A 12,714-nucleotide genomic window follows, 5' to 3' on the forward strand; every position below is an offset into this window, starting at 1 on the left:
CAGCGCCTTCAGCCTTGAGTACGTCGGCCTCGAAGCTAGCGTCGCTAACGTGTTTGATAAGATCGCTGCTCATGGAATTCTCCAGGGTTGTAAGCAAAAAAACGTGGCCCATCATAGCTGCCCTTCCTTCGTTCAGGAAGGTGCAGATGATTGAGTCTCGCTATGGTGATCCATGAGTTTGGGTATAGCTCAGGTCATGCGGTGGCGGGAGCGACGAATGCGATTCCGGTGCGCAGGGCCGCGTTACGCACATGTTCATGCATGGCTTTTTGTGCGGCACCCGAAGCTCGACGCGCCAGCGCGCGAAGGATTTTGCGGTGTTCCTGCCAGGTTTCCATGGCCCGTTCGGCCCGGATGAACGGTAGCTTCTGGCTCTCCAGGAAGATATCGGCACTGGCGGTCAGGATGCTCAGCATCGCCTGATTACCGCTGGCCAGCAGAATGCGGTGGTGGAACTCAAAATCCAGACGCGCCGCGGCTTCGAAGTCGCCAGACTTCAGTTCGTTGCGCATGGCGGCGACATTATCTTCCAGCGCATCGAGCTCATCGGTACTCAAGGTCACGGCCGCCAACCCCGCGGCGAACCCCTCCAGCGCATAACGCAGCTGGAAGATATCCAGCGGCGAAGCCTGCGCCGCGAACGGCCAGCCTGGCACTGCCTCGACTCTCGGCAACTCCACCGACGACTGCACGAACACACCCTTGCCCGGCCGGATGCTGATCACTCCCAACGCGCTCAACGATGACAGCGCCTCGCGCAACGACGCCCGACTGACCCCCAACTGCACCGCCAGGTCCCGTTGCGAGGGCAAGGCATCCCCCGGCCCGAAGCCCTGTTCGGTAATCAGTTTGCGGATGGCTTGCAGCGCCACTTCAGGTACGGCGCGGGAGATCGAATTCATGGTTTTCCAGACGAACCAGGCCAATGTGCACACAGTTGTAAAGCTATTCGCGGCGCCCGGCAAGTCGTGCCCCATGGGGGTTCGGTGAACTTCATGGATGCGCTATCGGGGTGCGAAACATAGCCTGACAGTTCAGACCAGTAAGACCGTGGGACGCCAACAAAACCGCGCCCTCGCGCCCCCAAACTCCCATGTTGGCATGCCCCGTGCTCTGTCGATCCGCAGAAATCACTTATCGAAGAGTCGGAGATTTGCCATGACCCTGCGTTACAGCGCCCTCCTCGCAGCTTTGTTCACCAGCCTGATGCTGAGCCAGGCCCCCGCCCACGCCGACGGCCTGGAGGATGTGGTCAAGCGCGGCGTCCTCAAGGTCGCCGTGCCACAAGACTTCCCACCCTTCGGTTCGGTCGGCCCGGACATGAAACCGCGAGGCCTGGACATCGACACCGCCAAACTGCTGGCCGATCAGCTCAAGGTCAAACTTGAGCTGACTCCGGTCAACAGCACCAACCGCATCCCGTTCCTGACCACTGGCAAGGTTGACCTGGTGATTTCCAGCCTGGGCAAGAACCCGGAGCGTGAAAAGGTCATCGACTTCTCCCGGCCCTATGCACCGTTCTATCTCGCGGTCTTCGGCCCACCAGACGCCGACATCAAGGGCCTGGACGACCTCAAGGGCAAAACCATCAGCGTCACCCGTGGCGCCATCGAAGACATCGAACTGACCAAGGTTGCCCCCGAAGGAGTGACCATCAAACGCTTCGAAGACAACAACTCGACCATTGCTGCTTATCTGGCCGGGCAAGTCGACCTGATTGCCAGCGGCAACGTGGTGATGGTGGCGATCAGCGAGAAAAGCCCGAAACGTGTGCCGGCGCTGAAAGTGAAACTCAAGGATTCACCGGTTTACGTCGGCGTGAACAAGAACGAGCCAGCGCTGCTGGACAAGGTCAACCAGATCCTCGTGACCGCCAAGGGCGATGGAGCGCTGGAAAAGAACGCCCTGACCTGGCTGAAAGAACCGCTGCCGGCCGATCTCTGATTCGGCGCGCAGGAGACACGCTATGGCTTATCAGTTCGATTTCTTGCCGGTGGCACAAAACACCGATGTTTTGTTGCGCGGTGCGCTGTTCACCCTTGAGCTGACGGCCATCGGCGCGGTGCTCGGCGTGGGGCTGGGCATCGTTGGAGCGCTGGTGCGGGCATGGAACATCCGCCCGTTTGCCGGGATTTTCGCGGTCTACGTCGAGTTGATCCGCAACACGCCGTTTCTGGTGCAGTTGTTTTTCATCTTCTTCGGCCTGCCGTCCCTGGGCGTGCAGATATCCGAATGGCAGGCGGCGGTGTTGGCGATGGTGATCAACCTCGGCGCCTACTCGACCGAAATCATCCGCGCCGGTATCCAGGCGATCCCTCGGGGCCAACTGGAAGCTGCTGCTGCATTGGCGATGACGCGCTTCGAGGCGTTCCGCCATGTTGTGTTGCTACCGGCGCTGGGCAAGGTCTGGCCGGCCCTGAGCAGCCAGATCATCATCGTCATGCTCGGTTCAGCGGTGTGTTCGCAGATCGCTACCGAGGAGCTGAGCTTTGCCGCCAACTTCATTCAATCACGCAACTTCCGCGCCTTTGAAACCTACGCCCTGACCACGCTGCTGTACCTGTGCATGGCCTTGTTGATCCGCCAACTGCTGAACTGGATCGGGACGCGCTACATTTCGAGGAGCAGCCGATGAGCGATTTCACTTTCTGGGACATCGTGCGCAATCTGCTCATGGGCCTGCAATGGACATTGGCGTTGTCGCTGGTGGCGTTCATTGGCGGCGGGCTGATTGGCCTGTTGATCATGGTCATGCGCATCTCGGACAGATCCCTGCCGCGTAGATTCGCCCGTACTTACATCGAACTGTTCCAGGGCACGCCGCTATTGATGCAGCTGTTCCTGGTGTTTTTCGGCGTGGCATTGGCCGGGTTGGAAATTTCCCCGTGGATGGCTGCGGCAATCGCCCTGACGCTGTTCACCAGCGCCTATTTGGCGGAGATCTGGCGCGGGTGCGTCGACTCGATCCCCAATGGCCAGTGGGAAGCCTCGTCGAGCCTGGCGCTCAGTCCGCTGGAGCAATTGCGCTACGTCATCCTGCCGCAAGCCCTGCGCGTCACCGTCGCGCCGACCGTGGGGTTCTCGGTGCAAGTGGTCAAAGGCACCGCCGTCACCTCGATCATCGGCTTCACCGAACTGACCAAGACCGGCGGCATGCTCGCCAACGCGACCTTCGAACCGTTCATGGTCTACGGTCTCGTCGCCCTCGGCTACTTCTTGCTCTGCTACCCCTTGTCACTCAGTGCGCGCTACCTGGAAAGGAGACTGCATGCCTCTGCTTAGAATTTCCGCCCTGCATAAATATTACGGCGACCACCATGTGCTCAAAGGCATCGACCTGAGCATCGAGGAAGGCCAGGTGGTGGCGATCATCGGCCGTAGCGGCTCGGGCAAATCCACCTTGCTGCGCACGCTTAACGGTCTGGAATCGATCAACGACGGTGTCATCGAAGTCGATGGCGAATACCTGGACGCAGCCCGCGCAGACCTGCGTAGCCTGCGGCAGAAAGTCGGGATGGTGTTTCAGCAGTTCAACCTGTTCCCGCACCTGACCGTGGGCGAGAACGTGATGCTTGCGCCGCAAGTGGTTCAGAAAGTGCCGAAAGCCAAGGCCGCCGAATTGGCGCGGCAGATGCTGGAGCGGGTCGGGCTGGGGGAGAAGTTCGATGCCTTCCCCGATCGATTGTCCGGCGGACAGCAACAGCGGGTAGCCATCGCCCGAGCGCTTGCGATGTCGCCAAAGGTGTTGCTATGCGACGAAATCACCTCCGCCCTGGACCCGGAACTGGTCAACGAAGTGCTGAGCGTGGTCCGGCAACTGGCCAGGGAAGGCATGACGTTGATCATGGTCACCCACGAAATGCGCTTCGCCCGGGAGGTTGGGGATAAGCTGGTGTTCATGCACCAGGGCAAGGTGCATGAAGTGGGTGATCCGAAGGTGTTGTTTGCCAATCCGCAGACTGCGGAGCTGGCGAATTTCATTGGGACGGTTGAAGCGACAGCCTGAAAGAACCTCAGTGTCTTTAAGGCCCTCATCGCTAGCAGGCTAGCTCCCACAGGGGTACGCATTCCAACGTGGGAGCAGCTAGTGCCCACAGAAGTACACATTCCAATGTGGGAGCTAGCCTGCTAGCGATTGACCGCGCAGCGGTCACCGGCAGAGCTGCGCAGAATCAAGGCTTTGAATACTGCGCGTTGGCGTCAGCCTTTGATCGTGGCACGATGGCAGGGTTATCGACCGAGACCCTGACCATGCCGCAATCCCAAGCCAAGAATCTGTCCCTGATCGCCGCAATCGACCTGGGCTCCAACAGCTTTCACATGGTCGTGGCCAAGGCCCAGAACGGCGAAATCCGTATTCTCGAGCGTCTCGGGGAGAAGGTTCAGCTGGCCGCCGGCATCGACGAAGAGCGCCAACTCAGCGAAGAATCGATGCAGCGCGGCCTCGATTGCCTCAAGCGCTTTGCCCAACTGATCAACGGTATGCCGCTGGGCGCCGTGCGGATCGTCGGTACCAACGCCCTGCGTGAGGCGCGTAACCGCGCCGAATTCATCCACCGCGCCGAAGAAATCCTCGGTCACCCCGTGGAAGTCATCTCCGGTCGTGAAGAAGCGCGCCTGATCTACCTCGGTGTATCCCACACCCTCGCCGACACGCCGGGCAAGCGCCTGGTGGCCGACATCGGCGGCGGCAGTACCGAATTCATCATCGGCCAGCGTTTCGAACCGCTGCTGCGCGAAAGCCTGCAAATGGGTTGCGTGAGCTTCACCCAACGCTACTTCAAGGACGGCAAGATCACTCCGGCCCGCTATGCCCAGGCTTACACCGCGGCGCGGTTGGAGATCATGAGCATTGAACACGCCCTGCACCGCCTGACCTGGGATGAAGCCATCGGCTCCTCGGGCACCATCCGCGCCATCGGCCTTGCTCTGAAGGCTGGCGGCCACGGCAGCGGCGAAGTCAACGCCGAAGGCCTGGCCTGGCTCAAGCGCAAGCTGATCAAGCTCGGCGACGTCGAGAAGATCGACTTCGAAGGCATCAAGCCTGACCGTCGCGCGATTTTCCCGGCGGGCCTGGCGATTCTCGAAGCCATTTTCGACGCCCTCGAACTGCAACGCATGGATCACTGCGAAGGCGCGCTGCGTGAAGGCGTGCTCTACGACCTGCTGGGCCGTCATCACCACGAAGACGTGCGCGAACGCACCCTGACCTCGCTGATGGAGCGCTACCACGTCGATCTGGAACAAGCGGTGCGGGTCGAGCGCAAAGCCCTGCACGCGTTCGATCAAGTGGCCAAGGACTGGGATCTGGAAGACGGCGTATGGCGCGAACTGCTCAGCTGGGCGGCCAAGGTCCATGAAGTGGGCCTGGACATAGCTCACTATCAATATCACAAGCACGGTTCCTACCTGATCGAACACTCGGACCTCGCCGGGTTCTCTCGCGAAGACCAGTTGATGCTCGCGCTGCTGGTGCGTGGCCATCGCCGTAACATCCCCAAGGACAGGTTTGCCGACTTCGACGATGACGGCATCAAGCTGATTCGCCTGTGCGTGCTGCTGCGGTTTGCCATCCTGTTCCATCACATCCGTGGCACCCAGCAAATGCCCCAGGTGGAACTCAACGCCAATGGCAACAGCCTGGAAGTGGTGTTCCCGGAGAATTGGCTGGAGGACAACCAACTGACCCAGGCCGACTTCGAAATTGAAGCGCAATGGCTGACCCGGGTTGATATCGTCCTGAGCGTGCGCTGATCCTTATGTAGGAGCTGCCGAAGGCTGCGATCTTTTGAACTTTGATTTTCAGAAGCAAGATCAAAAGATCGCAGCCTTCGGCAGCTCCTACAGGGAATAATGTGCGCAATAAAAAAGGCGATCCCTTGGGATCGCCTTTTTTTGTGTCAAAACTGCCGGTCAGCTGCTAACCGGCAGGATCGGACTGCCCAAACGCTCCAGCAAGGTCGCCTGAGCACTGCGCGGATTCTGGTTGCCGGTCGGCGTGTTGCGGATGTAACGACCGTCCGACTGCAGGATCCAGCTGTGGGTGTTGTCGGTGAGATACAACTCCAACTCTTTCTTGACCCGCATGATCAGCTTCTTGCCTTCCACCGGGAAGCAAGTCTCGACGCGCTTGTCCAGGTTGCGCTCCATCCAGTCGGCACTGGACAGGAACATCTGCTCGTCGCCGCCATTGAGGAAGTAGAAAACCCGGGTGTGTTCAAGGAATCGACCGATGATCGAACGAACATGAATGTTGTGCGAAACCCCGGCGATACCCGGTCGCAGGCAGCACATGCCGCGTACTACCAAATCGATACGCACGCCAGACTGGCTGGCCTTGTACAGCGCGCGGATGATCTTCGGATCGGTCAGCGAGTTGAACTTGGCAATGATGTGCGCCGGTTTGCCGTCCAGGGCGAACTGGGTTTCGCGGGCAATCATGTCGAGCATGCCCTTCTTCAGGGTGAACGGCGCGTGCAGCAACTTCTTCATGCGCAGGGTTTTACCCATGCCGATCAACTGGCTGAACAGTTTGCCGACGTCTTCGCACAGGGCGTCGTCGGAGGTCAGTAAGCTGTAGTCGGTGTACAGGCGGGCGTTGCCGGCGTGGTAGTTACCGGTGCCGAGGTGCGCGTAACGCACAATCTCGCCGGCCTCGCGACGCAGGATCAGCATCATCTTGGCGTGGGTCTTGAAGCCGACCACGCCATAGATCACCACCGCACCGGCCGCTTGCAGGCGGCTGGCCAGTTGCAGGTTTGACTCTTCGTCAAACCGTGCGCGCAGTTCGATCACGGCAGTAACTTCCTTGCCGTTACGCGCCGCATCCACCAGTGCATCGACGATTTCAGAGTTGGCACCGGAGCGGTACAACGTCTGGCGCACCGCCAATACATGCGGATCTTTTGCGGCCTGACGCAGCAGGTCGACCACTGGCGTAAAGGATTCGAATGGGTGCAGCAGCAGGATGTCCTGCTTGCTGATCACGCTGAAAATGTTCTCGCTGTTTTGCAGCAGTTTCGGAATCTGCGGTGTAAACGGCAGATGTTGCAACTCGCGCTGGCTGTCCAGGCCGGTGATGCTGAACAGGCGGGTCAGGTTCACCGGACCGTTGACCTGATACAACTCGGTCTCACTCAGGTTGAACTGCTTGAGCAAGTAGTCGGACAGTTGTTTCGGGCAGGTGTCGGCGACTTCCAGACGCACCGCATCACCGTAGCGACGCGAGAACAGCTCACCGCGCAGGGCACGGGCCAAGTCTTCGACGTCCTCGGAGTCCAGCGCCAGATCGGCGTTTCGGGTCAGGCGGAACTGGTAGCAACCCTTGACCTTCATGCCCTGGAACAGGTCGTCGGCGTGGGCGTGGATCATCGACGACAGGAACACGTAGTTGTCGCCGGAGCCGCCGACTTCTTCCGGCACCTTGATGACACGTGGCAGCAGGCGCGGGGCCGGAATGATAGCCAGACCGGAATCGCGACCGAAGGCGTCGATACCTTCGAGTTCGACGATGAAGTTCAGGCTCTTGTTCACCAGCAACGGGAACGGGTGAGTCGGGTCGAGGCCGATCGGGGTGATGATCGGCGCGATCTCGTCGCGGAAATACCGGCGGACCCAGGTTTTCAACTTGGTGTTCCAATGGCGGCGACGGATGAAGCGGACCTGATGTTTTTCCAGCTCCGGCAACAGAATGTCGTTGAGGATCGCGTACTGGCGGTCAACATGACCGTGCACCAGCTCACTGATGCGCGCCAGTGCCTGATGCGGTTGCAAGCCATCGGCGCCCGCCTGTTCACGGGCAAAGGTGATCTGCTTCTTCAGGCCGGCGACGCGAATCTCGAAGAACTCGTCCAGGTTACTGGAGAAGATCAGCAGAAACTTCAGCCTTTCCAGTAACGGGTAGGACTCATCCAGCGCCTGTTCCAGCACGCGGATATTGAACTGCAGTTGCGACAGCTCGCGGTGGATGTACAGGCTACTGTCATCCAGGCCAGGAACGGCAATCGCCGGCGCTGCCGCAGCGGTCTCGACAACCGCCACAGGTGGAGCTGGCTCCAGCTCTGGCGGGGTCTCGTCGATTTGCTCCACCACGGGCTGAGCGTCTTGTACGGCAACTTCAGTGAGCACTTCGGTATTCATCACGTGTTCCTGGGAGGGCTATTTCTGCTCTCGTAGCAATTGAGCGGCACGAACGGCAAAGTACGTCAGGATGCCATCAGCGCCTGCACGTTTGAAAGCAGTCAGCGATTCGAGAATAACCCCTTCGCTCAACCAGCCATTCTGGATCGCCGCCATGTGCATCGCGTATTCGCCGCTGACTTGATAGACAAACGTCGGCACTTTGAATTCTTCTTTGACCCGGCAAAGGATGTCCAGATACGGCATGCCTGGCTTGACCATGACCATGTCTGCGCCTTCTGACAAGTCAGCAGCCACTTCGTGCAGGGCTTCGTTGGTGTTGGCCGGGTCCATCTGATAGGAGGCCTTGTTGGCCTTGCCCAGGTTCAGCGCCGAACCGACCGCATCACGGAACGGGCCGTAGTAGGCACTGGCGTACTTCGCCGAGTAGGCCATGATCCGCACGTTGACGTGGCCGGCCACTTCGAGGGCTTCGCGGATAGCCTGGATACGGCCATCCATCATGTCCGACGGGGCCACCACCTGAGCACCGGCCTCGGCATGCGACAGGGCTTGCCTGACCAGTGCATCGACGGTGATGTCGTTCTGCACGTAGCCTTCTTCGTCGAGGATGCCGTCCTGACCGTGGGTGGTGAATGGGTCCAGAGCAACGTCGGTGATCACACCCAGTTCAGGGAATTGAGCGCGCAAGGCGCGAGTAGCGCGCTGGGCAATGCCCTCAGGGTTCCACGCTTCGGCGCCGTCCAGCGACTTCAATTCCGTAGGCGTAACCGGGAACAGTGCCAGTGCCGGAATCCCCAGCTCGACCCATTTGGCCGCTTCTTCAAGCAGCAGGTCGATGGTCAGGCGTTCGACGCCCGGCATCGAGGCCACGGCTTCGCGGCGGTTTTCACCGTCCAGCACGAACACCGGCAAAATCAGGTCATCGACGGTCAGGACGTTTTCACGGACCAGTCGACGCGAGAAATCGTCACGACGGTTGCGGCGCAGGCGGGTTGCGGGGAACAAACGGTTGGCGGGGGTAAAGCTCACGGCAGACTCCTGAGCCCGCGCGTACGGGCGAGCGTGACAGTTATAAGCGGCCATTATGACGAACGTATGACAAAAGTGTCTCGTCCTGGCTTCACTGTTCAGCCGCAGCGGCGCCTTGTATGCCAACAAAATCCACTCGCTGCAGCTCGAACGTGAAGCCAGGACGAGACACCTGCACACCCTGTGACACGTAGCCGCATTCCATTGTCCTTGTAGGAATTGTTCACGTCGAGACACATTTGGACACTTTCCTGAATGTGTACGAAGGGTTAGGCTGCGCGTTCATTTCGCCAGCACCCAGACAATGCTCCAACAATTTCTGCATGACTTCGGCTACTTTGCCTTGTTCCTCGGCACGTTTTTCGAAGGCGAAACCATTCTGGTGCTCGCGGGCTTCCTTGCGTTCCGTGGATACATGGACATCAACCTGGTGGTGGTCGTGGCGTTCTTCGGCAGTTATGCCGGCGATCAGCTGTGGTACTTCCTGGGGCGCAAGCACGGGCGCAAGTTGCTGGCTCGCAAGCCGCGCTGGCAATTGATGGGTGACCGGGCACTGGAGCATATCCGCAAGCACCCGGACATCTGGGTCCTGAGTTTCCGCTTCGTTTACGGCCTGCGCACGGTCATGCCCGTGGCGATCGGCCTGTCCGGCTATCCACCGGGACGCTACCTGCTGCTCAACGGGATCGGTGCCGCGATCTGGGCTACCGCGCTGGCGGCTGCCGCCTATCACTTTGGCGCGGTGCTCGAAGGCATGCTGGGCAGCATCAAGAAGTACGAGCTTTGGGTTCTCGGCGCCCTGCTCGCCCTGGGCTTGGGACTGTGGCTGCGCCGCCGCTTCAAGAATGCCCGCCTGGCCAAAGAGATCTACGCCAACGAGCAAGCCCTGAAGGCCGAACAGGCCAAGTCCGGCGGAACTAAGACGCCAGCCGAGTGAGACGGCTTCGGCAACAGTAGAGACCGAGACCGCTGAGCAGGCTGTAACTGAGCATGCCGATCCAGCCCACCGCGCTGGCCGGCCACAGCCCCACCAGTGGCGCCAGCCAAACCAGCGGCACGTTCGACACCAGTCGCAGTAACTCCAGCTTCAACGCCCACGGGCGATTCTCCAGGGCCACGCCCAGCACGAACAACCCCAGCGCCACTGCACCCCAGCCCAACACCAGTGCGGCAGGCGACAAGCTGGGCTCCAGGTTCATCAAATAACTGCCCAAGGCGATGTAGACGCAGAACTGCAGCAGGACGTAAAGCTGCTGACGCCCATCCAGAGGCACTTCAAATTTGCGAAACTGACTCAGATCCGGCTTGCCCATCGGGTACTTGGCCGCTACGTCCGCCGGCCGCCAGCCCGTGCGCATGAACCAGATCCGCACCTTGTCCCACACGCGTTCAGCACGCCGCGCATCCGCCCACAACTGCGCGTAGAACTGCACATTGGCCCATATCGGATTCCAGCTCGCCAGCGGTGTGGTGACGCCGAAAATCACCGGCTCGTTGTCGTCCTCTTCCTGGAACGAGCCAAACAGTCGGTCCCAAATAATGAACACCCCGCCGTAGTTGCGATCCATGTAGAGAGCGTTCTGTGCATGGTGAGCCCGATGATTGGATGGCGTGACGAAGAACCATTCGAACCAGCCAAGCTTGGGGATGTGCCGGGTATGCACCCAGAACTGGTACAGCAGGTTCAGCGCCGCGACGCTGACGAACACCAGCAGCGGCACGCCAGCCACGGCCATGGGCAGGTAGAAGATCCAGCTCAACAGGAACCCGGTGCTGGTCTGGCGCAAGGCGGTGGAGAGGTTGTATTCCTCACTCTGGTGATGCACCAGGTGCGCAGCCCAAAGGATGTTGCGCTCGTGGCCCATACGGTGCAGCCAGTAGTAACAGAAGTCATAAAAGACAAAGGCAAACACCCAGACCCAAATGCTGTCCGCCGAGAGCTCGAACAAGGCCAGGTGCTTGAGGGCAAACCCATAGGTCACCAACCCCACGCCCTTGGTCAAAAGGCCGGTGGTGGTGGACAGCACGCCGGTGCTGATGCTGTTGATCGCGTCCGCCAGCCGATAGTTGCTGACCCCGCGCCAACGGTCGGCCAGCAGCTCGACGGCGATCAACACAAAGAAAAACGGCACCGCGTACAGAATGAAGTCCATAAGGCGTCCTGAACGGAATTTTTAAGGACAGATGCTATGTGTAGCCGCGAAATAACCCTATGGCAACGAGTGACAAATTAGTGGACATTTAACGCCATGAATCTGGAGAAAAGCCCATGAGCAAAAAAGTTGCAGTGATCCTTTCCGGTTGTGGTGTGTACGACGGCGCCGAGATCTATGAGAGCGTGATAACGCTGCTGCGCCTGGACCAGCGCGGCGCGCAGGTACAGTGTTTCGCACCGAATATCGCGCAGCTGCATGTGATCAACCACCTGACCGGCGAAGAAATGCCTGAGTCACGCAACGTGCTGGTGGAGTCGGCGCGAATTGCCCGCGGCGAGGTCAAGGACATCCGCGAGGCGGATGTAGAGGATTTCGATGCGCTGATCATTCCGGGCGGGTTCGGTTCGGCCAAGAACCTGTCCAACTTCGCCATCGAAGGTACCGGCTGCACGGTACAGCCCGAAGTGCTGGCCTTGACGGAAGCCTTCGCCGAAGCCGGCAAGCCCGTCGGCCTGATCTGCATCTCTCCAGCCCTGGCGGCGAAGATCTACGGGCCAGGCGTGACCTGCACCATCGGCAACGACGCCGACACCGCCGCAGCGCTGAACAAGATGGGCGCTACCCACAAGGAATGCGCCGTCAGCGACATCGTCGAAGACAAGGCGCGCAAACTGGTCAGCACACCGGCGTACATGCTGGCCCAGAGCATCAGCGAGGCGGCTTCGGGCATCAATAAGCTGGTCGACCGCGTGCTCGAACTGACCCACGAAAACGACGAATAAAAAGCAGGATCAAAAGATCGCAGCCTTCGGCAGCTCCTACAAGGATCGGTGTAGGAGCTGCCGAAGGCTGCGATCTCTTCAGGCTTGGCGCGATAAACGGGTGAGAATCCGGTCCAGCGCATTGGCAAACGCCTGCTTCTCACGCTCGCCAAACGGCGCCGGGCCGCCACTGACCTGACCCTGCTCTCGCAAGTCAGCAAACAGGTTGCGCACCGCCAGCCGATCGCCCATGTTCCGTTCATCGAACTCCTTGCCCCGAGGGTCCAGCGCCGCGACGCCCTTTTTCACCAGCCGGTCGGCCAGAGGAATATCGCTGCAGATCACCAGCTCACCGGGCACCGCGTGTTCCACCAGGTAATCGTCAGCCGCATCCGGACCGCTCGGCACCACGATCAGCTTCACCAGGGCCAGGCCCGGCTTGGTCTGCGGTTGCCCGGCCACCATCACCACTTCGAACTGCCGCTTGAGGGCGAACTTCACCACCAGATCCTTGGCCGCCCGTGGGCAGGCATCGGCATCTATCCATACGCGCATGTTTTTTACCTCTGAAAGCAAAAGATCGCAGCCTGCGGCAGCTCCTACAGGATTAACGTACACCTGTAGGA

At 60.0% G+C, this 12,714-nt stretch carries 12 protein-coding genes; 7 read left to right on the plus strand and 5 right to left on the minus strand.

Features of this window, described 5'->3' with window-relative positions; genetic code table 11:
- Positions 1–194: 194 nt before the first annotated feature.
- Complete coding sequence (locus ACRESJ_RS16845) at positions 195–902, minus strand: FadR/GntR family transcriptional regulator (protein ID WP_431758912.1); 708 nt, start codon at positions 900–902, stop codon at positions 195–197.
- A gap of 256 nt (positions 903–1,158) precedes the next feature.
- Here ACRESJ_RS16845 and ACRESJ_RS16850 point away from each other — a divergent pair, with 256 nt between their 5' ends.
- The 5 genes from ACRESJ_RS16850 to ppx all read left to right on the plus strand — a co-directional run bounded on the left by ACRESJ_RS16850 (position 1,159) and on the right by ppx (position 5,754).
- The gene (locus tag ACRESJ_RS16850; RefSeq protein WP_431758913.1) at positions 1,159–1,944 is read left to right on the plus strand and encodes a transporter substrate-binding domain-containing protein; all 786 of its coding nucleotides are present in this window, start codon (positions 1,159–1,161) and stop codon (positions 1,942–1,944) included.
- 22 nt (positions 1,945–1,966) lie between these two features.
- On the plus strand, positions 1,967–2,635 hold the full coding sequence (locus ACRESJ_RS16855) for an amino acid ABC transporter permease (RefSeq protein ID WP_431758914.1): 669 nt from the start codon (positions 1,967–1,969) through the stop codon (positions 2,633–2,635).
- Entirely contained in the window at positions 2,632–3,282 is a 651-nt protein-coding gene (locus ACRESJ_RS16860; RefSeq protein ID WP_431758915.1) for an amino acid ABC transporter permease, read from the plus strand. The genes ACRESJ_RS16855 and ACRESJ_RS16860 overlap by 4 nt, the downstream gene beginning before the upstream one ends.
- The gene (locus ACRESJ_RS16865; protein WP_431758916.1) at positions 3,269–4,006 is read left to right on the plus strand and encodes an amino acid ABC transporter ATP-binding protein; all 738 of its coding nucleotides are present in this window, start codon (positions 3,269–3,271) and stop codon (positions 4,004–4,006) included. The genes ACRESJ_RS16860 and ACRESJ_RS16865 overlap by 14 nt, the downstream gene beginning before the upstream one ends.
- A 245-nt stretch (positions 4,007–4,251) precedes the next feature.
- Positions 4,252–5,754, plus strand: coding sequence for an exopolyphosphatase (ppx, locus tag ACRESJ_RS16870; RefSeq protein WP_431758923.1), 1,503 nt, complete (start codon positions 4,252–4,254; stop codon positions 5,752–5,754).
- A gap of 159 nt (positions 5,755–5,913) precedes the next feature.
- Here the strand turns inward: ppx and ppk1 are convergent, their stop codons facing one another.
- Positions 5,914–8,139: a polyphosphate kinase 1 gene (ppk1, locus tag ACRESJ_RS16875; protein ID WP_431758917.1), complete on the minus strand. Its 2,226-nt coding sequence runs from the start codon at positions 8,137–8,139 to the stop codon at positions 5,914–5,916.
- A gap of 18 nt (positions 8,140–8,157) precedes the next feature.
- Complete coding sequence (gene hemB / locus ACRESJ_RS16880; RefSeq protein ID WP_431758918.1) at positions 8,158–9,171, minus strand: porphobilinogen synthase; 1,014 nt, start codon at positions 9,169–9,171, stop codon at positions 8,158–8,160.
- Between the two features lie 304 nt (positions 9,172–9,475).
- On the opposite strand from hemB, the gene ACRESJ_RS16885 reads away from it, so the two are divergent.
- Positions 9,476–10,108 (plus strand): DedA family protein, encoded by a 633-nt coding sequence (locus tag ACRESJ_RS16885; protein WP_431758919.1) that lies wholly within the window; start codon positions 9,476–9,478, stop codon positions 10,106–10,108.
- On the opposite strand, the gene ACRESJ_RS16890 is transcribed toward ACRESJ_RS16885, so the two are convergent.
- Positions 10,089–11,324, minus strand: a complete 1,236-nt coding sequence (locus ACRESJ_RS16890) for a sterol desaturase family protein (RefSeq protein WP_431758920.1) — start codon at positions 11,322–11,324, stop codon at positions 10,089–10,091. The genes ACRESJ_RS16885 and ACRESJ_RS16890 overlap by 20 nt on opposite strands.
- Positions 11,325–11,440: 116 nt before the next feature.
- Between ACRESJ_RS16890 and elbB the strand changes: the two genes are divergently transcribed.
- Positions 11,441–12,109: an isoprenoid biosynthesis glyoxalase ElbB gene (elbB, locus tag ACRESJ_RS16895; protein WP_431758921.1), complete on the plus strand. Its 669-nt coding sequence runs from the start codon at positions 11,441–11,443 to the stop codon at positions 12,107–12,109.
- A 78-nt stretch (positions 12,110–12,187) separates the two neighbouring features.
- Here the strand turns inward: elbB and ACRESJ_RS16900 are convergent, their stop codons facing one another.
- Positions 12,188–12,643 carry a YaiI/YqxD family protein gene (locus ACRESJ_RS16900; RefSeq protein WP_431758922.1) on the minus strand — a complete coding sequence of 152 codons (456 nt, stop codon included), beginning with the start codon at positions 12,641–12,643 and terminating at the stop codon, positions 12,188–12,190.
- Between the last annotated feature and the right edge of the window lie 71 nt (positions 12,644–12,714).

It is taken from the genome of Pseudomonas sp. (assembly GCF_050739655.1).
In the GTDB taxonomy this organism is placed as follows: Bacteria; Pseudomonadota; Gammaproteobacteria; order Pseudomonadales; family Pseudomonadaceae; genus Aquipseudomonas.

Excerpts from the sequence above, each read along its gene's own strand:
- ACRESJ_RS16845 (WP_431758912.1), bottom strand. The coding sequence starts at position 902 with ATGAATTCGATCTCCCGCGCCGTACCTGAAGTGGCGCTGCAAGCCATC.
- ACRESJ_RS16850 (WP_431758913.1), top strand. The coding sequence starts at position 1,159 with ATGACCCTGCGTTACAGCGCCCTCCTCGCAGCTTTGTTCACCAGCCTG.
- ACRESJ_RS16855 (WP_431758914.1), top strand. The coding sequence starts at position 1,967 with ATGGCTTATCAGTTCGATTTCTTGCCGGTGGCACAAAACACCGATGTT.
- ACRESJ_RS16860 (WP_431758915.1), top strand. The coding sequence starts at position 2,632 with ATGAGCGATTTCACTTTCTGGGACATCGTGCGCAATCTGCTCATGGGC.
- ACRESJ_RS16865 (WP_431758916.1), top strand. The coding sequence starts at position 3,269 with ATGCCTCTGCTTAGAATTTCCGCCCTGCATAAATATTACGGCGACCAC.
- ppx (WP_431758923.1), top strand. The coding sequence starts at position 4,252 with ATGCCGCAATCCCAAGCCAAGAATCTGTCCCTGATCGCCGCAATCGAC.
- ppk1 (WP_431758917.1), bottom strand. The coding sequence starts at position 8,139 with ATGAATACCGAAGTGCTCACTGAAGTTGCCGTACAAGACGCTCAGCCC.
- ACRESJ_RS16885 (WP_431758919.1), top strand. The coding sequence starts at position 9,476 with ATGCTCCAACAATTTCTGCATGACTTCGGCTACTTTGCCTTGTTCCTC.
- ACRESJ_RS16890 (WP_431758920.1), bottom strand. The coding sequence starts at position 11,324 with ATGGACTTCATTCTGTACGCGGTGCCGTTTTTCTTTGTGTTGATCGCC.
- elbB (WP_431758921.1), top strand. The coding sequence starts at position 11,441 with ATGAGCAAAAAAGTTGCAGTGATCCTTTCCGGTTGTGGTGTGTACGAC.
- ACRESJ_RS16900 (WP_431758922.1), bottom strand. The coding sequence starts at position 12,643 with ATGCGCGTATGGATAGATGCCGATGCCTGCCCACGGGCGGCCAAGGAT.